We start from the raw sequence: 23,494 nt of genomic DNA, 5'->3' as shown, positions 1-23,494 counted from the left end.
CTGCCCTAGCGCGGGCTTATCTGCTGTACTAATCGCTCAAGTGCTTGGAAACGCTGCTCGGCGTTGCCCATATCGAGCTTGAATTTAAGCCGGTTGCCGCCGTCCAGTCCATAAGTTTGTGGTTGGGTCTGTACCAGTTTGACCAGCACCAGCGGGTCTACCGAAGTTTCGGCGGCGAATTCGAACCGACCGCTGTCGGCACCGGCATCGATCTTGGTGATCCCTAGTGGCTGGGCCTTGAGCTTGAGTCGGGTTTGGCGGAACAGGTTTTTCAGCGGTTCCGGCAGCATGCCGAAGCGGTCGATCATCTCAACCTGCAGCTCTTTGAGTTCGTCACCAGTTTTGGCACCGGAGATCCGTTTGTACAGCACCAGTCGGTTATGCACGTCGGGCAGGTAGTCGTCCGGGATCAGTGCCGGCAGGCGTAGATTGACTTCGGCGCCGTGACGCAGCGGGCGTTCCATTCCCGGAGTCTTGCCGGCCTTGATCGACTCGATCGCCTCTTCAAGCAGCTCCATATAGAGCGAATAACCGATCCCTTCCATCTGGCCGCTCTGTTCGTCCCCGAGCAGCTCGCCGGCACCGCGGATCTCCAGGTCGTGGGTTGCCAGGGTGAAGCCGGCACCGAGGGTGTCGGCCGCCTCGATCGCCTCCAGACGTTTGAGGGCGTCGCCGGTCATTGCTTTCTTATGGGGCGTCAGCAGGTAGGCGTAAGCCTGATGGTGGGAGCGACCGACACGGCCGCGCAACTGGTGTAGCTGAGCCAGGCCGAACTTGTCGGCGCGCTCGATGATGATGGTGTTGGCATTGGGGATGTCGATACCGGTTTCGATGATGGTGGTACAGACCAGTACATTGAAACGCTTGTGGTAGAAATCCGACATCACCTGCTCAAGCTCACGCTCGCGCATCTGACCATGACCGATGGCGATCCGGGCTTCGGGTACCAGTTCGGCCAGCTCCCGAGCGACATTGTCGATTGTTTTAACCTCGTTATGGAGGTAGTAGACCTGGCCGCCGCGCAGTAGCTCCCGCAGGATTGCCTCCTTGGACAGGGCGCGATCTTTCTCCCGCACAAAGGTTTTGACCGACAAGCGTTTGGCTGGCGGGGTGGCGATGATCGACAGATCCCGAATGCCCGACATCGACATGTTCAGGGTTCGGGGGATCGGGGTGGCGGTCAGAGTCAGGATGTCGACACTGGCCCGCAGTTGTTTGATCTTCTCTTTCTGGCCGACGCCGAAACGATGTTCCTCGTCGATAATCAGCAGCCCCAGTGCTTTGAAGTCGATCTGGCTGGAAAGCAGTTTGTGGGTGCCGACGACGATATCGACCCGGCCCTCGTTGAGTCCCTGGATCGTTTTATTGGTCTGGGAGCCGGTGCGGAATCGTGACAACACTTCCACATTGACCGGCCAGTCGGCAAAGCGATCGGCAAAGGTCTGGTAATGCTGTTGGGCAAGTAGCGTGGTCGGGGCAAGAATCGCGACCTGGAATCCGTTCTGAACCGCCACGAAGGCCGCCCGTAGCGCTACTTCGGTCTTGCCAAAGCCAACGTCACCGCAAACCAAGCGATCCATCGGGGTCGGTGCGGTCATATCGCGGATCACTGCGTCGATCGCCAGCTCCTGATCCGGCGTTTCTTCAAACGGGAAATCGTCGGCAAAGATGCGGTAGTCGGTGTCGCTGAGTTTGAACTGCTTGCCTTCTCGAGCGGCGCGGCGGGCGTAGATATCGAGCAGTTCGGCGGCGGTGTCGCGGATCTTCTCCTCGGCCTTGCGCTTGGCCTTGCTCCACTGCTCGGTTCCCAGCTTATGCAGCGGCGCCAGGGTGTCGGAGGCGCCGGAGTAGCGGGAGATCAGGTGCAGCGAGGAGACCGGCACGTAGAGCTTGGCGCCGTCGGCGTACTCCAGGGTCAGGAATTCGTTGGCCTGTCCTTCCAGTTCCAGGGTCTGTAGGCCGAGGTAGCGACCGATGCCGTGCTGATCGTGAACCACGGGGGCACCGATCTGCAGTTCGGTCAGGTTGCGGAAGATCAGGTCCGCATTGTCGGAGGCTTTTTGACGCCGCCGGCTCTGCATCACCCGTTGGCCGAACAGCTGGCTCTCGGTGATGATCTCCAGCTGGGCTTGCGGCAGTACCAGACCCTGTTGCAGTGGGCCGACCAGGATGGCCAGCGTTGGATTCGTCTCGACAAATTGCTGCCAGCTGTCGATCGGCTCGGGCGTCAGGTTATAGCGCTGCAGCAGCTCCAGCAGGGCTTCGCGGCGACCGGCTGATTCGGCCAGCAGCAGGGTACGGTGACCGGATTGCTTCAGGTGCAGCTGCAATTTGCTCAGTGGTTGCTCGGCTTTGGCGTTGACGGGCAGCTCGGGTGGCGCTTGTAGCGGCGGCTGGTGACCGTGTTTGCGGGCATCAGGCTTTAGGCTGAAATCGCTGCGCGGTAGCGTTTTGAGACCGGCGAAGACCAATTCCTGAGGGATAAAGGCCTCGTGGGGGGGCAGGATAGGGCGCTCGATATCGTAGCGTCGGCTCTCGTAGCGGCTTTCGATCTCGCCCCAGAACTCTTGCAGCCCCTCCTCGAGTCCCTGCTCGGTGAGCAGTTGGCACTGGGGTGGTAGGAAGTCGAGCAGGCTGGCGGTCTGCTCAAAGAACAGCGGTTGGTAATACTCGATGCCGGCCGGAGCGATGGCGTTGCTGATGTCCTGATACACCGGGCAGTGACGCGGGTCGACATCAAAGCGCTCGCGCCACTGTTGGCGGAAGCGGGCGATAGAGGCTTTATCCAGCGGGAATTCGCGCGCCGGTAACAGCCTGGCGGAGTCGACCTGTTCGATGGAGCGTTGGTTTTCCGGGTCGAAGGTGCGCAGGCTGTCGATCTCGTCGTCGAACAGGTCGATCCGGTAGGGCAGGCGAGAGCCCATCGGGAAGATATCCAGGATCGAGCCACGTACGGCAAACTCGCCATGTTCGTAGACGGTATCCACGGCGCGGTAGCCGTTTTCGGCCAGGTCATGCCGCAGTTGCTCGAGATCCAGGATCTGACCTTTGTCCATCACCAGTGAGTGGGCCGCAATAAAACTGCGCGGCGGCAAACGCTGCATTAATGCCGTGGCCGGCACGATCAGCACGGCTTTTTTCAGCTGGGGCAGTCGGTTCAGGCAGGTGAGCCGCTGCGAGGTGATGTCTTGGTGAGGAGAGAAATTATCGTACGGCAGTGTTTCCCAATCGGGAAAACCCAACAGTTCCAGCTCCGGGCGGAAAAAGCCAAGTGCGGCTTCCAGCGCAATGGCTGATTCGACGTTACGGCTGACGACCAGCGTTAATCCGGGGTGTTGATCAGCCAGTTCGGCCAGCAGCAGGCCGGCGGAACTTCCGCTCAGGTTATCAATGTAACGGGTTTTAGAGGCCGTGACGGCAGGCAGGCTGGAGCTAAGGAGCAAAGGCATGGATTGTCTTGAAAACTAACGAGTGATGGCAGAGCAAGGCATTGTAGCCAGATCGTGCGAATCCGCAATTCAGATTGCCCGCCATTGCAGATAACGGACAGGTCGAATCTGGGCTGAGAAGTAGGGGGCACCTGTTCGGGTATCAATAGCGCAAGAATTGTTAAATAGAGCCGTGCTAGCTTTCTCATCAGAGGAATACAAAGAGAACAGAATCTATGGTTGATCGCTACCACTACCAGGCTCGTTTCCAGCGGGTTGTTGATTATATCTACGAGCATCTTGACGAGCCGCTCGATCTGAATAGTTTGGCTGATATTGCCCACATGTCGCCAACCCATTGGCATCGAGTCTATCAAGCAATCTGTGGTGAGACGCTGGCGGCGACCGTAAAACGATTGCGACTGCACCAGGCTGCGGCACGGCTGATCAATACCGAGCTGAGCGTGGAGCAGATCGCCAGATCATCTGGATATAGTGCTCTGCCGTCTTTCAATCGTGCGTTCAGTCAAGCCTATGGACTGCCACCGGCACGCTTTCGCGCCGAGGGGAGTCATTCAAAGTTTGTGTTAGCCATAGCGGCCAAGGAGAACGAGGCGATGGTAGAAGAAGCGATGATGGATGTAAGGATTGAGCAGATTGAACAGCCGATCCCCATTGTGGGGGTGCGGCATCAGGGGCCCTATATTGAGATTGGAAAGGCCTTTGAGAAATTGAATGCCTGGTTGATGCAGGTAGATGCCTGGCGCTATTTGAAGACGGTTATCGGGATTTACCATGATGATCCCACCTGTGTTGCACCGCAGGATTTGCGATCCCATGCTTGTGCCGTTCTTAAACCTGATCATGGGTTGGCGATCCCGGATGAGGTAGAGCAGTTGGAGGTGGCTGCTGGCCGCTACGCAGTGCTCCGGTTTAAGGGGCCTTACGCCGGACTGCAGCAGGCTTATCACTGGTTGTTTAGTGTTTGGTTACCCCAGTCCGGGGAGGAGCTTGGGGATCAGCCTTGCTTCGAGGACTATCTGAACAATCCGCGTGAAGTCGCACCGGAGGCGTTGTTGACGGATATCTATCTTCCACTTAGAGAATGAATCTCGAGTACGGGATGGGAGGTGATTTCGGAGAGAACTCAAAGGATAAGGGGCTGGAATCGTAGTCCTTGAAGGCGTGGAAAAACTTCTGCACATCTATGTTCGTTATTTTCAGGATGAATGGCCCGAGATCACGGGGCTGTAGGCAGAAGGGCACGGCTAAAGTACTGCATCGACCGGTTTGCCCGGTGGGGGAGAAAAGCGCATAATACCGCCTCCAAATTTTTCATCCTGACGACATTGGAGTGAACCCGTGAGTCAAGAGCAAGTTTTCGCCGATTGGAAAGAGCGTGAGGCCGTTGCAGAATCGATGATCCCGGTTGTCGGTCGCCTGTACCGTGACCGTGAAGTTCAGTCTTCCATCTACGGTAAGATCATTGTTAACCGTTCTGTGATCAACATCCTGAAAGCCCACAAATATGTGCGTCAGGTTGAAGGCGAAGAGCTGTCCGTACACGACACCTTCCCGATCCTGCAGGCGATGGACAATATGGATCTGGGCCGTGCCCATATCGATATCGGCAAGCTGGCGGTCAAATATCGCAAGGAAGGCAACGGTCAGTCGATCGAAGCATTCCTGAAGCAGGAGCTGGCTGGTGCACTGTCAAACGGTGATGAAGCTCAGCCGACCGATGTTGTTCTGTACGGATTCGGTCGTATCGGTCGTCTGCTGGCGCGTCTGCTGATCGACAAGACCGGCGGTGGTCACAGCCTGCGTCTGCGTGCCATCGTGGTTCGCGGTCAAGGCGGCGATCTGGAGAAGCGTGCTAACCTGCTGCGTCGTGACTCCGTTCATGGTTCTTTCCTGGGTACCATCAGCGTTGATGAAGAGAACAACACCATCACCGCCAACGGTAACGTGATCAAGGTGATCTACGCCGATGCGCCGGACACTATCGATTACACCGCCTACGGTATCAGCAACGCCGTTATCATCGACAACACCGGTAAGTGGCGTGATCACGACGGTCTGTCGCTGCACCTGCGTGCCACTGGTGCTTCACGCGTCATCCTGACTGCGCCGGGTAAAGGTGTTAAGAACATCGTAATGGGTGTTAACAACGGTGATATCGATGCCGAAGACACCATCCTGTCTGCGGCCTCCTGTACCACCAACGCGATTACGCCGGTACTGAAGGCGGTTCACGACAAGTTTGGCGTGAAGAATGGTCACGTTGAAACTGTTCATGCCTACACCAATGACCAGAACCTGATCGACAACTACCACAAAGGTGATCGTCGCGGTCGTTCTGCAGCACTGAATATGGTTCTGACCGAAACCGGTGCGGCGAAAGCGGTTTCCAAGGCGATGCCTGAGATGGAAGGTAAGCTGACCGGTAACGCGATCCGGGTTCCGACTCCGAACGTTTCCATGGCGATCCTGAACCTGAACCTGGATAAAGCCACTAACGTTGAAGAGATCAACGACTTCCTGCGTGACACGGCGCTGCACTCTAACCTGCAAAAGCAGGTTGCTTACAGCAACTCTCCGGAAGCAGTGTCTACTGACTTTGTTGGCTCACGCGCCGCTGGCGTTGTTGACGGGCTGGCGACCATTGTCAGCGGTGAGGGTGACTCCTGCGTGCTGTACGTCTGGTACGACAACGAGTTCGGCTACAGCTGTCAGGTGGTCCGTCTGCTTCAGCAGATGACTAAATCTGCGCTGCCTGCCTACCCGATTGAAGGCTAAGTCTTCGAGCCTTAAAAAACCGCCTTCGGGCGGTTTTTTTGTGCCTGATTAAATATTTTGTTGGTTTTTTGATCGGTTTGTCTTGGGTGTTTTGTGGTGGAATTTTCGGCTATCTAGGCTTGATGGAGTGCGATTTATCAGCAATTGACAGTATTAAGCAAGCTGATGACCAAAAAGGCTTGGTTTAGGCTCAGCTTACCCTTAAGGCGAGTGGTAATTCAGAGGGTGGGTCTTTATAATTACGCGGTTTTTTAGATGGGTCTCTGGGCGCGGAGAACAAACCCCCAAAGAAGGGGTGATTGTCCGAGTCTGTGGTTGGGACCTGAAATATCAAGTTTAGATTGGGTGAGGCGCATGATCAGGATCACTAAGGGTCTGGATCTACCTATTGCCGGAGCTCCGCGACAAGCCATCGAAGATGGTGCGCAGGTAAGCTCGGTTGCTGTCCTCGGATCTGATTATGTTGGCATGAAGCCGACTATGTCAGTTCGGGTCGGTGACCAAGTGAAGCTCGGCCAGGTGATTTTTTCCGATAAAAAAACACCCGGTGTCAAATACACCGCCCCCGCCAGCGGGGTCGTGTCTGCGATTAACCGTGGTGAAAAGCGTGCTCTACAGTCTGTCGTTATCGATGTTCAAGGTGACGAAGCTGTTGAGTTTGCCAAGTACGATGCCGCGCAGGTAACGCGCGAGCAGGTCGTTGAAAACCTTGTAGAGTCCGGCCTTTGGACTGCTCTGCGGACCCGTCCGTACAGTAAGGTTCCTGCGCCTGAAAGCACCCCGAACTCCATTTTCATTACTGCCATCGATACCAACCCGCTAAGCGCCGATCCGGCCGTGGTTGTTGCCGAGCAGAAAGAAGCTTTCTTGGCGGGTCAGCAGATCCTGTCCAAGCTGGTTCAGGGTAAGCTGTTCCTGTGCAAAGCAGAAGGTGCCGATATTCCGGCTGCTGCTGAGTCCACCGTGCAGGAGTTCAGTGGTAAGCACCCGGCGGGTAACGCCGGTACTCATATCCACTTCCTGGATCCGGTCAGCGAAAAGAAAACCGTCTGGAGCATCGGCTACCAAGACGTGATCGCTGTCGGCAAGCTGTTTGAAACCGGCAAGCTGTGGACCGAGCGCGTTGTCGCGCTGGGTGGTCCTCAGGTTCCTCAGCCCATCCTGCTGCGTACCCGCGTGGGCGCCAACACCGATGAGCTGGTTGCTAGCCGCGTTAAAGACGCTGATAACCGCGTTATCTCCGGTTCGATCTTCAACGGTCGTACCGCTGAAGGTCCGTTTGCCTTCCTGGGTCGCTACAGCACTCAGGTCAGCGTGCTGCTCGAAGGTCGTTCACGCGACTTTATGGGTTGGGTTGCACCGGGTGCCGAGAAGCACTCCATGCTGAACATCGTGACCGGTAAATTTAAAGCCAACAAACTGTTCAACTTTACTACCACCACCAACGGCTCCGAGCGTGCCATGGTGCCGGTAGGACAGTTTGAAGAGCTGATGCCGATGGATATCCTGCCGACCCAGCTGCTGCGTGCACTGGTTGTTGGGGATATGGATTCAGCTATCGCGCTGGGCGCGTTGGAATTGGACGAAGAAGACTTGGCGCTGTGCACCTACGCGTGTGCGGGCAAGTATGAATACGGTCCGATCCTTCGCGATAACCTGACGCGTATCGAGAAAGAGGGCTAATCCGTGAGCATCAGAAATATTCTCGACAAAATGGAGCCGCACTTCCATAAAGGCGGCAAGTACGAAAACTGGTACGCGCTCTATGAAGCAGCCGATACCATTTTCTACACCCCGGGTCAGGTAACCAAGACCGCCTCTCACGTACGTGACATGGTCGACCTGAAGCGGATGATGATCCTGGTTTGGATGTGCACCTTCCCGGCCGTGTTCGCCGGTGCCTACTTCCTGGGTCTGCAAGCCAACACGGCGATTGCCGAGCACGGTCTGCAGATGGAAGGTTGGCGTGGTGCTCTGATCGGTGCTCTGGCTGGTAACAGCCCGGACAGCGTTTGGGATAACTTTATCTACGGCTTCGTCTACTGGCTGCCGATCTACATCACCACCTTTATTGTGGGCGGCTTCTGGGAAGTCTTGTTCGCGATGAAGCGTGGCCACGAAGTTAACGAAGGTTTCTTTGTTACCTCCATTCTGTTCTCGCTGATCCTGCCGCCGACTATCCCGCTGTGGGAAGTGGCTCTGGGTATCAGCTTCGGTGTGGTGATCGGTAAGGAAGTCTTCGGTGGTACCGGTAAGAACTTCCTCAACCCGGCACTGACCGGTCGTGCGTTCCTGTTCTTCGCCTACCCAGCGCAGATGTCTGGTGACGCTGTCTGGACCGCCGTTGACGGCTTCGCTGGCGCGACTCCGCTGGGCCTGGCGGCTGAAGGCGGTGTTCAGAACATCCTGGCCAACAACATCACCTGGGCCGATGCCTTTATCGGTAACATCCAGGGTTCTGTCGGTGAGGTTAGCACCCTGGCTATCCTGATCGGTGGTTGTGCACTGATGTTCTTCAAGATCGCTGCCTGGCGTATCGTTGCCGGCGTTCTGATCGGTATGATCGGCACCTCGCTGCTGTTCAACCTGATCGGCTCCGACACCAACCCGATGTTCAGCCTGCCGTTCTACTGGCACCTGGTCTTGGGTGGTTTTGCCTTCGGCATGATGTTCATGGCGACCGACCCGGTTTCTGCTTCCATGACCAATACCGGTAAGTTGTACTTCGGTGCGCTGATCGGCTTCATGGTTGTTCTGATCCGTGTGGTCAACCCGGCCTTCCCAGAAGGCATGATGCTGGCAATCCTGTTTGCCAACCTGTTTGCACCGCTGATCGACTACTTCGTGGTGCAGGCCAACATCAAGCGGAGGATGCTACGCAATGTCAGCTAATAACGACACTATCAAGAAGACGCTGATCGTTACGGTCTCACTGTGTGTAGTTTGCGCAGTATTCGTATCGGCAGCGGCGGTTGGCCTCAAGCCTATGCAAGAGGCCAACAAGGTGCTGGACAAGCAAACCAACATTCTTGCGGCAGCTAACATCGAAACCGAAGGTAAAGATGTCTTCGCGCTGTTCGACGAGAGTATCGAAGCACGGGTACTGGACCTAGAGACCAACACCTGGGCCGATGATATTGATCCGGCTTCTTACGACGAAATGAAAGCTGCCAAAGATCCTAAGCAAGCGGTCAAGCTGAGCGCTGAGCAGGATCTGGCAGGCATTCGCCAACACGCCCGTTACAAGACCCTGTACATGGTCAAGAACGGCGACAAGATCGAGAAGTTGATCCTGCCGGTACACGGTAAGGGTCTGTGGTCCACCATGTACGGTTTCATGGCACTGGAAGGTGACCTGAACACTGTTGTTGGTATGACCTTCTTCGCCCACGGCGAAACTCCCGGTCTGGGCGGTGAAGTCGATAACCCGAGCTGGAAAGCTCAGTGGCCCGGCAAGAAGATCTATGCCGATGGCGACTTCGACAGCGCTGCTGTTGCTCTGATCAAGGGTAAGGTGGATCGCTCCGCCGCTGGTTCCGAGTACCAGATCGATGGTCTGGCCGGTGCGACCCTGACCTCCGTCGGTGTAACCAACTTGTTCAAGTTCTGGCTGAGCGAGAACGGTTATGCTCCCTTCCTGGCTAAGCTGCGTGCGGGTGAGGTGTAATCATGGCTAAACAAACCACTAAAGAAGTACTGACTACTCCAGTCTTCGAAAACAACCCGATCGCACTGCAGATCCTTGGTATCTGTTCGGCACTGGCTGTAACCAGCTCGCTGAATGTTGCGTTCGTAATGAGCTTGGCGGTAATCGCGGTTTGTTCTTTCTCAAACCTGTTCGTCTCGCTGATTCGGAACCATATTCCGAACAACATCCGGATCATCGTACAGATGACCATCATTGCCTCGCTGGTAATCGTGGTCGATCAGGTGCTGAAGGCGTTCGTTTACGATCTGTCCAAGCAGCTGTCCGTATTCGTTGGTCTGATCATCACCAACTGCATCATCATGGGTCGCGCCGAAGCCTTCGCGATGAAGAATCCTCCGGGAATCAGCTTCATGGACGGTATTGGTAACGGCCTGGGTTACGGTGCGGTACTGATGTTCGTCGGCTTCATCCGTGAACTGTTCGGCTCCGGCTCCCTGTTTGGCATCGAGATCTTCTCGCTGGTCAACAACGGTGGCTGGTACGTGGCTAACGGCCTGATGCTGTTGCCGCCGTCTGCCTTCTTCGTGATCGGTCTGATGATCTGGGGTCTGCGTGCTTGGAAGAGCAACCAAGTGGAAGCGCCCGATTTCACCATCGCGCCGAACACCAAGTAACAGGAGAAGAGAGACATGGAACATTATATTAGCCTGTTCGTTAAATCGATCTTCATCGAGAACATGGCGCTCTCCTTCTTCCTGGGGATGTGTACCTTTATCGCCATCTCCAAGAAGGTGCAGACTGCCATCGGTCTGGGTGTTGCCGTTATCGTGGTACTGGGTATCACCGTTCCGGTTAACAACCTGATCTACACCTACCTGCTTGCTGACGGTGCCCTGGCTTGGGCCGGTCTGCCGAATGTTGATCTGAGCTTCCTGGGCCTGATCTCCTACATCGGCGTAATTGCAGCGATGGTTCAGATCCTTGAAATGACCTTGGATAAGTACTTCCCGCCCCTCTACAACGCGCTGGGTGTATTCCTGCCGCTGATCACCGTTAACTGCGCCATCATGGCCGGTGCGCTGTTCATGGTAGAGCGTGACTACAACTTCGGTGAGTCAGTGGTATACGGCATCGGCGCCGGTACCGGTTGGGCGTTCGCGATCACTGCACTGGCAGGTATTCGTGAAAAGTTGAAGTACTCAGATGTACCGCACGGCCTGCGTGGTCTGGGCATCACCTTCATCACTGTAGGTCTGATGTCCCTAGGCTTCATGTCCTTCTCAGGGGTACAGCTGTAAGGCTGTACCACTTTGACGACAGAGTGCGAATTTAGAAAAGGTTAAACGAACATGGAACAAATTATACTCGGTGTAATCATGTTCACGGTCGTGGTACTGGTGTTGGTAGCGGTGATTCTGTTCGCCCGCTCCAAGCTGGTTTCCAGCGGCGACGTGAAGATCGAGATCAATGGTGATCCCGAAAAAACCATCCACGCACCGGCGGGCGATAAGCTGCTGGGCACCCTGGCGGGTCAGGGCATCTTCCTGTCCTCTGCCTGTGGTGGTGGTGGTACCTGTGCACAGTGTAAGTGTATCGTCGAAGAGGGCGGTGGCGAGATGCTGCCGACCGAAGAAGGTCACTTCACTAAGGGCGAGGCCCGCGAGGGCTGGCGTCTGTCCTGTCAGGTTGCTGTTAAGCAGGACATGAAGATCGAAGTTGAAGACGACGTCTTCGGCGTTAAGAAGTGGGAGTGTACCGTTGACTCCAACCCGAACGTTGCAACCTTCATCAAGGAACTGACCCTGCGTCTGCCTGAAGGTGAAAATGTTGACTTCCGCGCCGGTGGTTATGTGCAGCTGGAGTGCCCGCCGCACGTTGCTGCCTACAAAGACTTCGACATCGAAGAGGAATACCACGAGGACTGGGACAAGTTCGACATCTGGCGCTACGTCTCCAAGGTCGACGAAACCGTTATCCGTGCTTACTCCATGGCTAACTACCCGGAAGAGAAGGGCGTGGTTAAGTTCAACATCCGTGTTGCAACGCCGCCTCCGGGACGTGACGACCTGCCTCCGGGCAAGATGTCTTCCTACGTCTTCAGCCTGAAGCCGGGTGACAAGGTTACCGTTTACGGTCCGTTCGGTGAGTTCTTCGCCAAGGATACCGATGCAGAGATGGTATTCGTCGGTGGTGGTGCCGGTATGGCGCCGATGCGCTCCCACATCTTCGATCAGCTCAAGCGTCTGAACTCCACCCGTAAGATCTCTTACTGGTACGGTGCACGCTCCATGCGTGAAGCCTTCTACGGCGAAGAGTTCGACCAGCTGGCCGAAGAGAACGAAAACTTCGAGTGGCATCTGGCCCTGTCCGATCCGTTGGAAGAAGATAATTGGTCAGGCTACACCGGCTTCATCCACAACGTACTGTACGATAACTATCTGAAGGACCACGAAGCGCCTGAAGATTGTGAGTTCTATATGTGTGGACCGCCCATGATGACCTCTGCGGTTATCAAGATGCTGGAAGATCTGGGCGTTGAGCGCGAGAACATCCTGCTCGACGACTTCGGGGGCTAAGTCAGCCTGCGAATGATGATGTTTCACATCAGATACCGGATTGCAGCACTGTTGGCCCTGGCCGCCGTGCTGCTCACCGGCTGCACGGACGGCGACCCTCGGGTCGCCGTTCATGCTTTATCGGGTCAGACCATGGGAACCAGCTACCATATCAAGGTGGTTGCATCCGAGGAGCTCGATAAGGCGAATCTCCAGCAACGTATCCAAGCGGTGCTGGATCGAATTGAGGCGCGGATGTCGACCTACCGGGAAGACTCCGAGTTAAGCCGGTTTAACCGTCTGCAAGGTCAGGACTGGTTTGACGTTTCGGACGAGACCGCTGCGGTAGTCAGTCTGGCTCAAACAATCAGCGATCAAACTCAGGGTGCTTTCGATGCCACGGTTGGTCCTTTGGTCAATCTGTGGGGTTTCGGACCCGATCCGCGAATTCATAACGCCCCCGATTCAGCCTTGATCGACGAGCGCATGCAACAGATCGGCTATCAAGCCGTACAGGTACGTCAGCAACCCCCAAGTTTGAGCAAACAGCAATCCCGTAGTTTGGACCTGTCGGCGATCGCCAAGGGTTATGCGGTGGATCAGCTAGCCGAACTGCTGGCGAACGAATTCGACGGTTTTATGGTCGAAGTGGGCGGGGAACTTAGGCTGCACGGGAACAAGCCCGGTGACAAACCCTGGCGAATCGCGATAGAGCGTCCCGATGTCGGCAGCCGTAAACTACAGCAGGTGATCGAAGTGGGCGACAATGCGATCGCGACTTCAGGGGATTACCGCAACTATTTCGAACAGGATGGGGTTCGTTTTTCCCATACCATCGACCCCAAGACCGGTCGGCCGATCCGCCACCGGCTGGCATCGGTGACCGTGGTCGACCCATCCTGTGCCCGCGCCGATGCCTTTGCCACGGCAATGATGGTGTTGGGTGATGAAAAAGGCCTGGCTTTAGCAACCGAGCTGGGCTTGAACGTGTTCTTTATCGTCAAGAGCGATGAAGGTTTTGTTGAAAAGCATACCCCGGGGTTCGAGCGCTTTATCAAGTCGCCGAACTGAACCGGACTGCTGAACCAGCCAGGGCCGGCCGTTCAATCAAGAGGTAACTAGTGATGGAAATGATTTGGGTAGCGTTAGTGGTGTTTGTGACCTTTGTCGCGGTAATCGGACTGACCTCGGTCGGTGTGATGATGGGGCGCAAGCCGATTAAAGGTTCCTGTGGTGGCGTTGGTGCGGTCCTGGGCGAGAAAGATTATATCTGCCCGGTTTGTGGTGACGACCCGAACAAGTGCGAGAAAGAGCAGGAAGCGGAAGCTGCCAAGGCCGCTGCCCCTGAAGAGCTGGGTTACGAGTTGGCGACAAAAAAATAAATAACCGTTCAGCGTGGCGCTGAATTCGGTGATAGAAGGGGATATTCATGGCTGTATACGATTATGACGTCGTAATCATAGGGTCCGGACCGGCCGGTGAGGGCGCGGCAATGAGCGCCGCCAAGAAAGGCCGCAAAGTGGCGGTGGTGGAGATTCGTGACCAACTGGGGGGCAACTGTACCCATGTCGGTACGATTCCTTCCAAGGCGCTGCGTCACTCGGTCAAGCAGATCATCGAATTCAACACCAACCCGATGTTCCGGGATATCGGTGAGCCACGCTGGTTTTCGTTCCAAAAGGTGCTTAAGCGCGCTGAAAAGGTCATCTCCCAGCAGGTGATGATGCGGACCAGCTTCTATGCCCGCAACCGTGTCGACGTCTATTTTGGTCAGGCGCAGTTCGAGGATGCCAATACGGTTCGAATCAAGCATGATCAGCGCGGTGATGACCTGTTGCGGGCTAAGAATGTGGTGATCGCTACCGGTTCGCGCCCCTACAAGCCCGATGATATCGACTTTACCCATCCGCGAATCTACAACTCCGACAGCATTCTTGAGTTGGAATACACCCCGCGGACCCTGATCGTCTATGGCGCCGGTGTTATCGGTTGTGAATACGCCTCGATCTTTGCCGGTCTGGGGGTTCGGGTTGACCTGATCGATACCCGTGATCGTCTGCTGTCGTTCCTGGACGATGAGATCTCCGACGCGCTGGGCTATCACCTGCGCAACAACGGTTGCACCATCCGCCATAACGAAGAGTATGAGTCGGTTGAAGCGGATGACCGCGGGGTTGTGCTGACGCTCAAATCCGGTAAGAAGATCCGTTCCGACGCCTTCATGTGGTGTAACGGTCGTACCGGCAATACCGACAATCTGGGGCTCGAGAATATCGGCCTGGAAGCCGATGGTCGGGGCCAGATCAAGGTGGATGATCACTACCGCACCGATGTTGAAGGTGTCTACGCCGCCGGTGATGTGGTGGGTTGGCCGAGTCTGGCGTCAGCTGCGATCGACCAGGGTCGTGCCGCCAGCGCCGATATGCTCAACGCCGATGACTTCCGTTATATCGACGAGGTGCCGACCGGTATCTATACCATTCCTGAGATCAGCTCGATCGGTCAAACCGAGATGGAGCTGACTGCCGCCAAGGTGCCCTACGAAGTGGGCCAGGCGTTCTTCAAGGATATGGCGCGGGCGCAGATCTACGGCGAGCAGGTCGGCATGCTGAAGATCCTGTTCCATCGCGAAACCCTGGAGATACTCGGCATTCACTGCTTCGGTGGCCACGCTTCCGAGATCATCCATATCGGCCAGGCGATCATGACCCAGGAGGGTGAGGCCAATACGCTGAAGTATTTCGTCAACACCACCTTCAACTATCCGACCATGGCTGAAGCCTACCGGGTGGCGGCGATCGCCGGCTTGAACCGGATCGCCAATATCTGATTGCTTAACGGTCGAGTAGAAATTAAAAAACAAAAGCCCGCATCTGCGGGCTTTTTTGTGGCAACTAGGATGAGTGCTTCGCTTGGCAGCGCTCAATCCGCCTCTAGCTGATTGGACACCTCGATCAGATTACCGTCCGGATCTCGGAAATAGATCGAGAGAATTTTACCGCTGGCGCCGGTTCGCTCCACCGGGCCTTCGATAATCGCCACGTTGTTGGCGTTAAGATGTGCGATCGCCTGGTCTAGCGGTTGATCGATGATAAAACAGAGGTCCGCGCTGCCGGGGCAGGGAGTGTCCGCCTTGGGCTCAAATTCGTTTCCGTGCTGGTGCAGGTTGATCTTTTGTTGGCCGAATGCCAATGCGATCCGGCCTTCGCCGAAAGTCACCTTTTCCATGCCCAGTATCTGGCCATAAAACTCGACGCTGCTATCGATATTGCTGACCGTGAGAACCAGGTGATCGAGTTGAACAACATTCATGCGAGCTCCTTCGAATCAGTGCTTCAGACCACTCAGGTTGAGGCCGACAACACCGGCAATGATCAGGAAGATGCTGACCCCCTTCATGATCGAATAGGGCTCTTTAAAGTACAGCACACCGATAACGGCAATCAGCGCTGTCCCGACTCCCGCCCAGATCGCGTAGGCGATACCGATATCGATCTTCTTTAAAGCCAGGGTCAGAATGGCGAACGATGCGGCGTAGAAGACGAAAATTAATACGGAGGGGACCAGCTTGGTGAAACCGTCGGATAGTTTCATCGAGATGGTGCCGGAGACTTCCAGAATGATGGCGCCGGCCAGCGCAAACCAGGGATTCATCGATTGGATTCATATTGGGTTCAGTAATAGAGGGTTTGTATAACGAAGGCGGAGCCCGCTGCAACTGTTGATGGGACTGATCGTGGGTATGACTCATGCCGCTGCTGTAACGAAACCGGTAACCAGGGGTCTGATCCAGACCATGCGCACACTAGAAAGTAGTCGTTAGTTTCAGTCCAACCGCTCATAGGAAAACTTGATGTCGAAACTGCAGAACGTGATCCAACCCCAACCCCAACCCCAACCCCAACCCCAACCCAAGTCTCCCTACCGTAATCTATTGCGAGGCCTTGTCGGCGCCGTGGCTCTAACCACCGCTTCGTTCGGTGTTTCTGCTCAGACCGCGCAATCGCAGCACCAGTGTCCGGACCAGGGACATTATCTGCAGGTGCTGGGCTCGGGAGGGCCGGAGATCAACGACGGACGTAGTTCCACCAGTTACCTGTTGTGGGTGGATGGTAAAGCTCGGGTGTTGATCGATGCTGGTAGCGGCAGTGCCTGGCGCTTCGAGCAGTCCGGCGCGCGGATGGAGGATCTGACCGCGATGCTGTTTACCCACCTGCACGTTGACCACAGTGCCGATCTGCCCATTTATGTAAAGAGTGCTTTCTTTACCGATCTGAATCACGATATCGATCTCTATGGCCCGGAAGGCGGCGAACGCTTGGCCGATTTTATTGATTTTATCGACAGCCTGTTTGGCGCTGAGAAGGGGGCCTACCGTTATCTGAACGCCCCCTTTAATCCCGACTCTCACTCCCCCTATCATTTCATTCCGCATCGGGTGCCGCTGACCTTTGGCAAAGTCATCCCGGTTAAAGATTACGGTGAACTCCAAATCAGCGCCGCGGCCGTTGCCCATGGCTTTCTACCCGCGTTGGCCTGGCGGATCGATGTGGGCGATAAATCGGTCACCATCAGCGGTGATATGAACGGTCAGACCGAGCAGTTGATTCGACTGGCTAAGGGCACCGATCTACTGATCGCTCATGCTGCAATCAACGAACAGACCCAGGGTGCCGGACAGTTTCTGCATATGAAACCGTCCCGGATCGGCGAGATCGCCGACCAGACCGAAACAGGTCAGTTGGTGTTGTCCCATTTCATGAACCGTAGTCTGAATCGCGAGGCTGAGATCGGGGCTCAGATCGGTAGCAACTACAGCGGTAAGGTAGGCTTTGCCCAGGATCTGAGTTGCTGGTCGCTGGATTAAGCGATACTGGTTGGCGGGTAAGCTTTCTATGCCTTACCCGCCGGCAGGACCTGTGTTAGACATCGTAATCGCGGGATAGCAGATCCAGTCGCTTGCTGGTTTCGAACAGTTCAGCGCAACCGCTGGAGGCCTGCTGGGTTGCGGAATTGGTTTCGATCGACTGATCTTTAATCTTGATCACATTGCGATTCATCTCTTCGGATACCGCCGCCTGCTCTTCGGCGGCAGTGGCGATCTGGGTGCTCAGATCGTGAATCATGGTGATCGAGTGGCGAATCCCCTCGAGTGCGTCTTCGGCGTCGTTGGCGTGGTCAACCGACAGGGCCGCCCGCTCGCGGCTGTGGGTCATCATCTCAACCGAGCGTTTGGTCTTGTCCTGCAGCTGACTGATCATCTGGTCGATATCGTTGGTGGAGTCCTGTACCCGTTGGGCCAGTCCACGAACCTCGTCGGCGACCACGGCAAAGCCTCGACCCTGCTCGCCGGCTCGGGCGGCTTCGATGGCCGCGTTAAGAGCCAGCAGGTTGGTCTGTTCGGCCACGCCACGGATCACTTCCAGAATGGAACCGATGTTTTGGCTATCCTGGTGCAGTTCGTTGATCTCTTCTTCGATCCGCTCGATATCACCCGATAGCGACGAGATGGTGCTCTTGACCGTGTCGACCACCGCTGAGCCGCTGTTGGACCTGCTCATGGCATCCTGCGCGGACTCGGCGGCCACCGTGGTACTGGTTGCCACTTCGGCTACGGTCGCGGTCATCTCGTGCATCGCCGTGGCCAGCTGTTCGGTCTCCATCATCTGGATCTGCATCCGTTGATCGGATTCGCTGCACATGGCGGACAGTTGCTCGGTGGAGACCACCATGCCGGAGCTGGATTCCTGAATTCTGCCGATCACCGTCTTCAGACGGGCACGGATCATATCCAAACCCAGTTGGCTTTCTCCCAGGGCGCCCGGTTTGTCGACCGTGATCCGAGTGTTGAGATTGCCGTTGGCCAGGTCCTTGGTGGATCTGGCCAACGAGCGCAACGGTGAGATCACCTGGGTCCGAACCCAGGCGAAACCGGCCAGATAGAGCAGGGCACCGGCGCCGATCAATCCATAGAGGAGACTGGCACTATCGATATTGAAGAACAGCTGTGAGGCGGTGGCCAGCAACAGCAAGGCAAACCATAGGGATTGGATGATGCTGAACTGTTGGCTGATTCTGAGCTTAAAGCTTCGGGTTTGGGGGAGTTCGGTCAGTTTTTGATCGTTGATCTTTTTGTACAGCGCACTGGCCGAATCGATCTGTTGTTGGGACGGTTTACTTCTTACCGATTGATAACCGATCACCTGGTTGTTTTTCATTACCGGCGTCACGAACGCTTCGACCCAGTAGTGATCGCCGTTTTTACAGCGATTCTTGACGATCCCTCGCCAAGCCTGGCCGGCTTTGATGGTGTCCCAGAGGTTCTTATAGGCTGCCGGTGGCATATCCGGGTGTCGGACAATGTTGTGGTTAACGCCCATCAGCTCTGCTTCGCTGAAGCCGCTGATGTCAATGAAGTCTTGGTTGACGTAGGTGACCGCGCCTTTCAGATCGGTCATTGAGATGATCGTCTGATCTTCGCGTAGACGAACTTCTTTGTTGGTGACCGGCAGATTGATCTTCATGTTATTTAACCTTCAAACATTACAACAAGACCGTGTGTTGATGCGCTACGAATCTGAGCAATTGGCTTACCCGATGATTGATCCTAGCGTCCGTAGTTTTACCAATTAAAATGGAGATTTTATTACGGAATGCGTTATTCCCGAATTTATCAATTTTCTGGAATTGATCAATATCACGCCAGTGCTAATAAAGTTGAAACAATAAGTTAAGGCTACATGGCCTCCTCCGGTTGGTTGGAGGCTGCGGGTCGCGAGGGAGCAGGCCGAGAGTCCCCGAAGGAGGCTCCCGGACAAGATGGAAGGGATAGCTTAGGGCTTGGCAAGCGTTGGGTAGGCTTCGGTGTAGACCCAGTCCTTGTCTTTGGCCGGTACATGACAACCCAAGCAGTCCTGCTTGTAATCGGCGCTGACGTTACTGCTGCCCGGTCCCTCTTTGAATAGTGCCCAGCCCCAACCGTCGCCCCAGCTACCGTTGTTCTGGAAACGATTCTGACTATCTTTGACCATCACAAAATGCTGTTTAGTACCGTCAGAGGTGGCGTAGTGAACTCCTTTGCCGGTGCTGTAGTCGCCTGACTTAGAGGCACGAAGCTCTTTGATCAGTACTGCGCCGTCGGGAAATTTTCCATCGCGACGGAAGGCTTCAACTGCCGCTTTATCTGCGTAGACATCATGGAATCCGCTGGCAGGGCCTTCGGGGACAAACCAGGACCCCAAATGGACCTGATTAGCCCGGAAATCGGCCGGCAGTGAGATATTACCCTGGCTGTCTACTGCCGGGCTGAACTCGGCAGCACTCAGCGGTTGGACCAGGCTCAAGCTAACTCCCAGGCTCAGGGCGGCTAATGTGCTAGTTAAGGGTTTGCGGTTTTTCATGGTGGTTTACCTAGTGAGCGGTTAAACGTGTCGTGGATTACGTAAACCACTGTAACGAAGGCGGGTCTGGCAGGGTCTTTAGATCGTCCGTAACTTGAACCCAAACGTCCGAGATCAGCGATGGATCGTCTCTCCGAAGTACTTAACCGTTTTACTGTCAGCGCCGGTGTGTTTTATCACGGCCATCTGTGCAGCCTGTCCCGCTTCGAAGAGCCCGATTGCCAGGTGGGGCATATCCATGTTTTGCGTAGCGGCCAGCTGCGGGTTCAGCATGGCTCCGAACCCTCATTGATGATCGATGAGCCCACTCTGTTGTTCTATCCCAGTCCAACTCCTCACCGACTGCTGGGACAGCAATCGAGTCGGGCCGAACTGGTTTGCGCGACGGTGCAGTTTGCCACCGGGCCCGATAACCTGCTGGCTCGGTCGATGCCATCGCCGCTGATCGTGCCGTTAAGCTCGGTCGCGCAGCTCAGTCAGGTGATCGACATTTTATTCGAGGAAGCCTTCCACGAAAGGCAGGGACGCGAGGCGGTTGTTAATCGGTTGATGGAGCTGTTCATCATCCAGTTGCTGCGTTATCTGCTGGAGCAGGGCTACACCCGTCAAGGCATGTTGGCGGGGCTCTGTGATCCCCAGCTTTCGAAGGCGATGGCGGCGATCCACCAGCACCCCGGTGCCCCCTGGACACTGACCAGTTTGGCCGAACAAGCCGCCATGTCCCGAACCGTGTTTGCCGAGCGCTTTAAGCTGACACTGGGCAAGTCGCCGGGGGATTACCTGATGGAGTGGCGCGTCAGCTGTGCCCAGAAACTCCTGCAACAGGGGCGGCCGTTAAACTGGATCGCCAACGAGGTCGGCTACGAGCATGCTTCGGGATTGGCGCGGGCTTTTCGTAAGAAGACCGGCTGTTCGCCGGGGCAATGGCTGCGACAACAGGTTCAGCCGAATCAGGCGTCGATCGATCCTGTGTCAGCGCTGTCCATGTCTGAGCGCTCGCTGGTTGAGCCCGTAACACTGCGGTGATTGGAACGCCATGCACCGACTCCGATCGGTGCATGGGAAACGGCATCGGTAATCTATTACCGGCTGGTTGCCGCCTTGCTTAACTTACCCAATACGCCGGAGACCTTCTCGATCACTGCATCGCAATCACGAAGTTGATGGCGGCTTTTCAGATAGGCGGGATCGTTATAGGAGAGCCATACCTTGCCTTGATCGTCCTGCCAGAACAGGGCCTTTTGCGGCAGATCGATGGCGGCGGTTGAGCCGCACTGCATCAGCGGTGTGCCGACCTTGGGGTTGCCGAAAATAACCACCTCGGTCGGGGCTAGTTCCAGCTCAACCTTGGCAGCGTTTTGACTGTGATTGATCCGGGTGAAGACCGTCAAGCCCTTGTTGTTCAAGATCGATTCGAACCGATCGGCGGTTTCTTTAACCGAGTAGGGGCTCTCGATCGAGACGATCCCATCGGCTGCCAGAGCAACGTTGGACAGCATTGCTGCCGCAAGAACCAGGCAGGTTTTTTTTATCATGGTCGGGTATCCGTGGTTTGAGATGAGTTGGTGGTGCCGGAAGTCTTTACTCAGCGCCATGGGTAAGGTTTGGTTGATCAACGGGCTCAAGTGGCGTCTTGGCGCCGCATTGACGGCAGCGTATCCCCTCCTTGACCGGGTAGAGTGGGAAATCGATCCCCAGAAACACCAGAAAAGCGAACCGTTTACCAAACTGGTGGTATTCGGTGTCGCTGCTCTGGCACTTTGGACAACGGATTGAATCGCAGCCCTGCTGCTCGATCAGTTCGGGCTCTAAATCCGTCTCCAGCAGTTCGCGAGCCATCTGTTCAAATTGTCTCGGCACCTGTATACGTACGCCACCCAGGGCGTTGGAATAGAGCCAGTCCATATTGATCGTATGCTCATCGCCGATATAGGCCGGAATTCCCGCCGCATCCAGTTTGGACCAACTGATCTGGGCTTCGTAGGGGAAGGTATAACGGGCGACGGTGACGAGCATGAGCAGTGACTCTGGTTATGTCCGGATAGGTGGCACAGGTTCCGATTGAGAACAGCGTAGTCGATCAATCACCTATTGGACCGCCTTCGGAGGAGGTTGTTACAGGCAAGCAGCAGCCAGATCACTTCAGGTAGCGTCGGTGCACTCGGCAGTTGTGACGCGAATAGAGCCGGCTGTAATGGTTGCGTTGCTGTTGCCAGCGGCGCATCTGAGTCTTGCTGCCGCCACGACGGCGCTTTTCGGTGTACTGCTGCTGCAGGTCGCGATAACGCTGGCACTGCTTCAGGTCGGCCTGCTCCGAGGCGACAGCCGTATCCAGTGGTAGCACAAGCAGCAGGCTGAACAGTATCGAGCGGATAACACTAGAGTGTAGGAGGTTGCGTTGCATCGGACAGTCCTTGTCATCTGAATGCGTTGGGAGGTATCAGGCACCGTCGATTCTCATCCTGAGAAGCTGGGGCGCCGGTTCAATAAAGTTAAAAATCAGTGGTGTGAACTGTAGTCGACCCCCACGGTGGCCAGACGTTTTTTCTGCTTCAGGTTGTAGACCATTCGGTCGACTTCTTCGAGCATCTTGTCGACATTGGTATCCGAGTTGGCTTGATAGCATTTGGCTCCAACACTGGTGGTCAAGGGCGGCATGCTGTCGCGTTGCTGTTTGATCAGGTTGAGCTTGCGCTGAATCCGGATCGCCAGATTTTCCATATCTTCCTGCTGGCGGACAAACACCAGCGCGGCAAACTCATCGCTGCCGATCCTGGCGGCGATGTCCGAGTCGCGCAACTCACTGCTCATCGCCTGGGCCAGTGCCTGCAGGGCATTGTCACCGGTATCGGGGCCCAGCTGCTCGTTGATGCTGTGCAGGTTGTCCAGATCGAAGTAGATCAGTCCGTAGGTGTGACCATAACGTTTGGCGACACTGAGCTTGTGTTCGGCCAGAGTGCGAAAACCCTGGCGGTTGTAAATCCCGGTCAGCTCGTCGGTCAATGTCATCTGATTGAGCATCTGGCTCTGAACCATCAGGCTCAAGTCGGACTCGATCAGGGCGCGGAAGGTTTTCAGCAGTTCGAAGTACTGGGGACGGTAGTCGGTCGGAACCCGATCGAGGATGCACAATGAACCGAATAACTGACCGCTGGGCCAGCGCAGCGGTACGCCGAGGTAGGAAACAAAGCCGCTTTCGGCCACCTCTTGGTGGGTCAACCAGCGCAGATCGGCACTGGCGTCCGGCACGTATAGCTCCCGCTTGAGTTCTGCCAGCACATGACTGAACAGTTCCGCATCACGGGGAACAAAGCAGCCCGGTTGGTAGGGGTTGCTCTCGTTGCGGTTGGATTCGATAACCAGAGAGCCTTGGGCATTGGTCTGGAAGATACAGACTGAGGGAGCATGAAATAGGTTGGCGATCAGGCCGACATTCTGTTGCCATTTATCCAGAGAAATCGGCAGCTCATCTGCGTCTAATAACCAGCTGTTGCGATCGATCATAGGGGGGGAATACCTAAAAATCAGTACCTTTGATTTTAGCGCATTACCAAACGCTCGTCAGGGAACGCGAACTCAAATGGCATCCAAGGTTATTGTTTGCTACCAATCATCCTGTTGGCCACTGTCGGATCCTATTTGGGCGGATATCTGTTGCATCAG

At 55.7% G+C, this 23,494-nt stretch carries 22 protein-coding genes; 13 read left to right on the top strand and 9 right to left on the bottom strand.

Going from position 1 to position 23,494, the window contains the following annotated elements:
* Nucleotides 1-5: 5 nt before the first annotated feature.
* Nucleotides 6-3,449, bottom strand: a complete 3,444-nt coding sequence (gene mfd / locus DV711_RS05045; RefSeq protein WP_114694538.1) for a transcription-repair coupling factor — start codon at nucleotides 3,447-3,449, stop codon at nucleotides 6-8.
* A gap of 215 nt (nucleotides 3,450-3,664) precedes the next feature.
* Between mfd and DV711_RS05040 the strand changes: the two genes are divergently transcribed.
* The 11 genes from DV711_RS05040 to sthA all read left to right on the top strand — a co-directional run bounded on the left by DV711_RS05040 (nucleotide 3,665) and on the right by sthA (nucleotide 15,261).
* Entirely contained in the window at nucleotides 3,665-4,537 is an 873-nt protein-coding gene (locus tag DV711_RS05040) for an AraC family transcriptional regulator (protein WP_114694537.1), read from the top strand.
* Between the two features lie 253 nt (nucleotides 4,538-4,790).
* Entirely contained in the window at nucleotides 4,791-6,227 is a 1,437-nt protein-coding gene (locus DV711_RS05035; RefSeq protein ID WP_114694536.1) for a glyceraldehyde-3-phosphate dehydrogenase, read from the top strand.
* A gap of 354 nt (nucleotides 6,228-6,581) precedes the next feature.
* The gene (locus DV711_RS05030) at nucleotides 6,582-7,910 is read left to right on the top strand and encodes a Na(+)-translocating NADH-quinone reductase subunit A (RefSeq protein ID WP_114694535.1); all 1,329 of its coding nucleotides are present in this window, start codon (nucleotides 6,582-6,584) and stop codon (nucleotides 7,908-7,910) included.
* A 3-nt stretch (nucleotides 7,911-7,913) separates the two neighbouring features.
* Nucleotides 7,914-9,119 (top strand): NADH:ubiquinone reductase (Na(+)-transporting) subunit B, encoded by a 1,206-nt coding sequence (locus tag DV711_RS05025; RefSeq protein ID WP_114694534.1) that lies wholly within the window; start codon nucleotides 7,914-7,916, stop codon nucleotides 9,117-9,119.
* Nucleotides 9,109-9,894, top strand: a complete 786-nt coding sequence (locus DV711_RS05020; protein WP_114694533.1) for a Na(+)-translocating NADH-quinone reductase subunit C — start codon at nucleotides 9,109-9,111, stop codon at nucleotides 9,892-9,894. The genes DV711_RS05025 and DV711_RS05020 overlap by 11 nt, the downstream gene beginning before the upstream one ends.
* 2 nt (nucleotides 9,895-9,896) lie before the next feature.
* Nucleotides 9,897-10,550, top strand: coding sequence for an NADH:ubiquinone reductase (Na(+)-transporting) subunit D (locus DV711_RS05015; RefSeq protein ID WP_114694532.1), 654 nt, complete (start codon nucleotides 9,897-9,899; stop codon nucleotides 10,548-10,550).
* A 15-nt stretch (nucleotides 10,551-10,565) separates the two neighbouring features.
* Nucleotides 10,566-11,174, top strand: a complete 609-nt coding sequence (gene nqrE / locus DV711_RS05010) for an NADH:ubiquinone reductase (Na(+)-transporting) subunit E (RefSeq protein ID WP_114694531.1) — start codon at nucleotides 10,566-10,568, stop codon at nucleotides 11,172-11,174.
* 51 nt (nucleotides 11,175-11,225) lie between these two features.
* Complete coding sequence (gene nqrF / locus DV711_RS05005) at nucleotides 11,226-12,452, top strand: NADH:ubiquinone reductase (Na(+)-transporting) subunit F (RefSeq protein WP_114694530.1); 1,227 nt, start codon at nucleotides 11,226-11,228, stop codon at nucleotides 12,450-12,452.
* Between the two features lie 18 nt (nucleotides 12,453-12,470).
* Nucleotides 12,471-13,502, top strand: coding sequence for an FAD:protein FMN transferase (locus DV711_RS05000; protein ID WP_243633732.1), 1,032 nt, complete (start codon nucleotides 12,471-12,473; stop codon nucleotides 13,500-13,502).
* Nucleotides 13,503-13,555: 53 nt separating this feature from the next.
* Nucleotides 13,556-13,813: a (Na+)-NQR maturation NqrM gene (nqrM, locus tag DV711_RS04995; protein WP_341537584.1), complete on the top strand. Its 258-nt coding sequence runs from the start codon at nucleotides 13,556-13,558 to the stop codon at nucleotides 13,811-13,813.
* A gap of 47 nt (nucleotides 13,814-13,860) precedes the next feature.
* Nucleotides 13,861-15,261, top strand: coding sequence for a Si-specific NAD(P)(+) transhydrogenase (gene sthA, locus DV711_RS04990; protein ID WP_114694529.1), 1,401 nt, complete (start codon nucleotides 13,861-13,863; stop codon nucleotides 15,259-15,261).
* Between the two features lie 92 nt (nucleotides 15,262-15,353).
* On the opposite strand, the gene DV711_RS04985 is transcribed toward sthA, so the two are convergent.
* Nucleotides 15,354-15,743: a VOC family protein gene (locus DV711_RS04985; RefSeq protein ID WP_114694528.1), complete on the bottom strand. Its 390-nt coding sequence runs from the start codon at nucleotides 15,741-15,743 to the stop codon at nucleotides 15,354-15,356.
* A gap of 15 nt (nucleotides 15,744-15,758) precedes the next feature.
* Nucleotides 15,759-16,085, bottom strand: a complete 327-nt coding sequence (locus DV711_RS04980) for a DMT family transporter (RefSeq protein WP_114694527.1) — start codon at nucleotides 16,083-16,085, stop codon at nucleotides 15,759-15,761.
* 199 nt (nucleotides 16,086-16,284) lie between these two features.
* Here DV711_RS04980 and DV711_RS04975 point away from each other — a divergent pair, with 199 nt between their 5' ends.
* Nucleotides 16,285-17,298, top strand: coding sequence for an MBL fold metallo-hydrolase (locus DV711_RS04975; RefSeq protein ID WP_114694526.1), 1,014 nt, complete (start codon nucleotides 16,285-16,287; stop codon nucleotides 17,296-17,298).
* 55 nt (nucleotides 17,299-17,353) lie between these two features.
* On the opposite strand, the gene DV711_RS04970 is transcribed toward DV711_RS04975, so the two are convergent.
* A complete protein-coding gene (locus DV711_RS04970) occupies nucleotides 17,354-18,955 on the bottom strand; it encodes a methyl-accepting chemotaxis protein (RefSeq protein WP_114694525.1) in 1,602 nt (533 codons plus the stop codon).
* 309 nt (nucleotides 18,956-19,264) lie between these two features.
* Nucleotides 19,265-19,831: a cytochrome P460 family protein gene (locus DV711_RS04965; protein ID WP_114694524.1), complete on the bottom strand. Its 567-nt coding sequence runs from the start codon at nucleotides 19,829-19,831 to the stop codon at nucleotides 19,265-19,267.
* A gap of 120 nt (nucleotides 19,832-19,951) precedes the next feature.
* On the opposite strand from DV711_RS04965, the gene DV711_RS04960 reads away from it, so the two are divergent.
* Nucleotides 19,952-20,857: an AraC family transcriptional regulator gene (locus DV711_RS04960; RefSeq protein WP_114694523.1), complete on the top strand. Its 906-nt coding sequence runs from the start codon at nucleotides 19,952-19,954 to the stop codon at nucleotides 20,855-20,857.
* 56 nt (nucleotides 20,858-20,913) lie between these two features.
* Here the strand turns inward: DV711_RS04960 and DV711_RS04955 are convergent, their stop codons facing one another.
* From DV711_RS04955 to DV711_RS04940, 4 genes are all read right to left on the bottom strand, one after another.
* Entirely contained in the window at nucleotides 20,914-21,366 is a 453-nt protein-coding gene (locus DV711_RS04955; protein WP_114694921.1) for a DUF302 domain-containing protein, read from the bottom strand.
* A gap of 46 nt (nucleotides 21,367-21,412) precedes the next feature.
* On the bottom strand, nucleotides 21,413-21,847 hold the full coding sequence (locus tag DV711_RS04950; RefSeq protein ID WP_114694522.1) for a putative signal transducing protein: 435 nt from the start codon (nucleotides 21,845-21,847) through the stop codon (nucleotides 21,413-21,415).
* Nucleotides 21,848-21,968: 121 nt separating this feature from the next.
* On the bottom strand, nucleotides 21,969-22,235 hold the full coding sequence (locus DV711_RS04945) for a hypothetical protein (protein WP_114694521.1): 267 nt from the start codon (nucleotides 22,233-22,235) through the stop codon (nucleotides 21,969-21,971).
* A gap of 95 nt (nucleotides 22,236-22,330) precedes the next feature.
* The gene (locus DV711_RS04940) at nucleotides 22,331-23,335 is read right to left on the bottom strand and encodes a sensor domain-containing diguanylate cyclase (RefSeq protein WP_114694520.1); all 1,005 of its coding nucleotides are present in this window, start codon (nucleotides 23,333-23,335) and stop codon (nucleotides 22,331-22,333) included.
* Nucleotides 23,336-23,494 lie beyond the last annotated feature (159 nt).

Source organism: Motiliproteus coralliicola (assembly GCF_003345655.1).
GTDB classification, from domain to species: Bacteria; Pseudomonadota; Gammaproteobacteria; order Pseudomonadales; family Balneatricaceae; genus Motiliproteus; species Motiliproteus coralliicola.
This window is presented reverse-complemented; position numbering and strand designations above follow the sequence as displayed.

Bases quoted from the DNA above. Each gene is read 5' to 3' on its own strand.
- mfd (WP_114694538.1), bottom strand. From the start codon at position 3,449: ATGCCTTTGCTCCTTAGCTCCAGCCTGCCTGCCGTCACGGCCTCTAAA.
- DV711_RS05040 (WP_114694537.1), top strand. From the start codon at position 3,665: ATGGTTGATCGCTACCACTACCAGGCTCGTTTCCAGCGGGTTGTTGAT.
- DV711_RS05030 (WP_114694535.1), top strand. From the start codon at position 6,582: ATGATCAGGATCACTAAGGGTCTGGATCTACCTATTGCCGGAGCTCCG.
- DV711_RS05020 (WP_114694533.1), top strand. From the start codon at position 9,109: ATGTCAGCTAATAACGACACTATCAAGAAGACGCTGATCGTTACGGTC.
- DV711_RS05015 (WP_114694532.1), top strand. From the start codon at position 9,897: ATGGCTAAACAAACCACTAAAGAAGTACTGACTACTCCAGTCTTCGAA.
- nqrE (WP_114694531.1), top strand. From the start codon at position 10,566: ATGGAACATTATATTAGCCTGTTCGTTAAATCGATCTTCATCGAGAAC.
- nqrF (WP_114694530.1), top strand. From the start codon at position 11,226: ATGGAACAAATTATACTCGGTGTAATCATGTTCACGGTCGTGGTACTG.
- DV711_RS05000 (WP_243633732.1), top strand. From the start codon at position 12,471: ATGTTTCACATCAGATACCGGATTGCAGCACTGTTGGCCCTGGCCGCC.
- nqrM (WP_341537584.1), top strand. From the start codon at position 13,556: ATGGAAATGATTTGGGTAGCGTTAGTGGTGTTTGTGACCTTTGTCGCG.
- sthA (WP_114694529.1), top strand. From the start codon at position 13,861: ATGGCTGTATACGATTATGACGTCGTAATCATAGGGTCCGGACCGGCC.
- DV711_RS04985 (WP_114694528.1), bottom strand. From the start codon at position 15,743: ATGAATGTTGTTCAACTCGATCACCTGGTTCTCACGGTCAGCAATATC.
- DV711_RS04980 (WP_114694527.1), bottom strand. From the start codon at position 16,085: ATGAATCCCTGGTTTGCGCTGGCCGGCGCCATCATTCTGGAAGTCTCC.
- DV711_RS04975 (WP_114694526.1), top strand. From the start codon at position 16,285: ATGTCGAAACTGCAGAACGTGATCCAACCCCAACCCCAACCCCAACCC.
- DV711_RS04970 (WP_114694525.1), bottom strand. From the start codon at position 18,955: ATGAAGATCAATCTGCCGGTCACCAACAAAGAAGTTCGTCTACGCGAA.
- DV711_RS04965 (WP_114694524.1), bottom strand. From the start codon at position 19,831: ATGAAAAACCGCAAACCCTTAACTAGCACATTAGCCGCCCTGAGCCTG.
- DV711_RS04960 (WP_114694523.1), top strand. From the start codon at position 19,952: ATGGATCGTCTCTCCGAAGTACTTAACCGTTTTACTGTCAGCGCCGGT.
- DV711_RS04955 (WP_114694921.1), bottom strand. From the start codon at position 21,366: ATGATAAAAAAAACCTGCCTGGTTCTTGCGGCAGCAATGCTGTCCAAC.
- DV711_RS04950 (WP_114694522.1), bottom strand. From the start codon at position 21,847: ATGCTCGTCACCGTCGCCCGTTATACCTTCCCCTACGAAGCCCAGATC.
- DV711_RS04945 (WP_114694521.1), bottom strand. From the start codon at position 22,235: ATGCAACGCAACCTCCTACACTCTAGTGTTATCCGCTCGATACTGTTC.
- DV711_RS04940 (WP_114694520.1), bottom strand. From the start codon at position 23,335: ATGATCGATCGCAACAGCTGGTTATTAGACGCAGATGAGCTGCCGATT.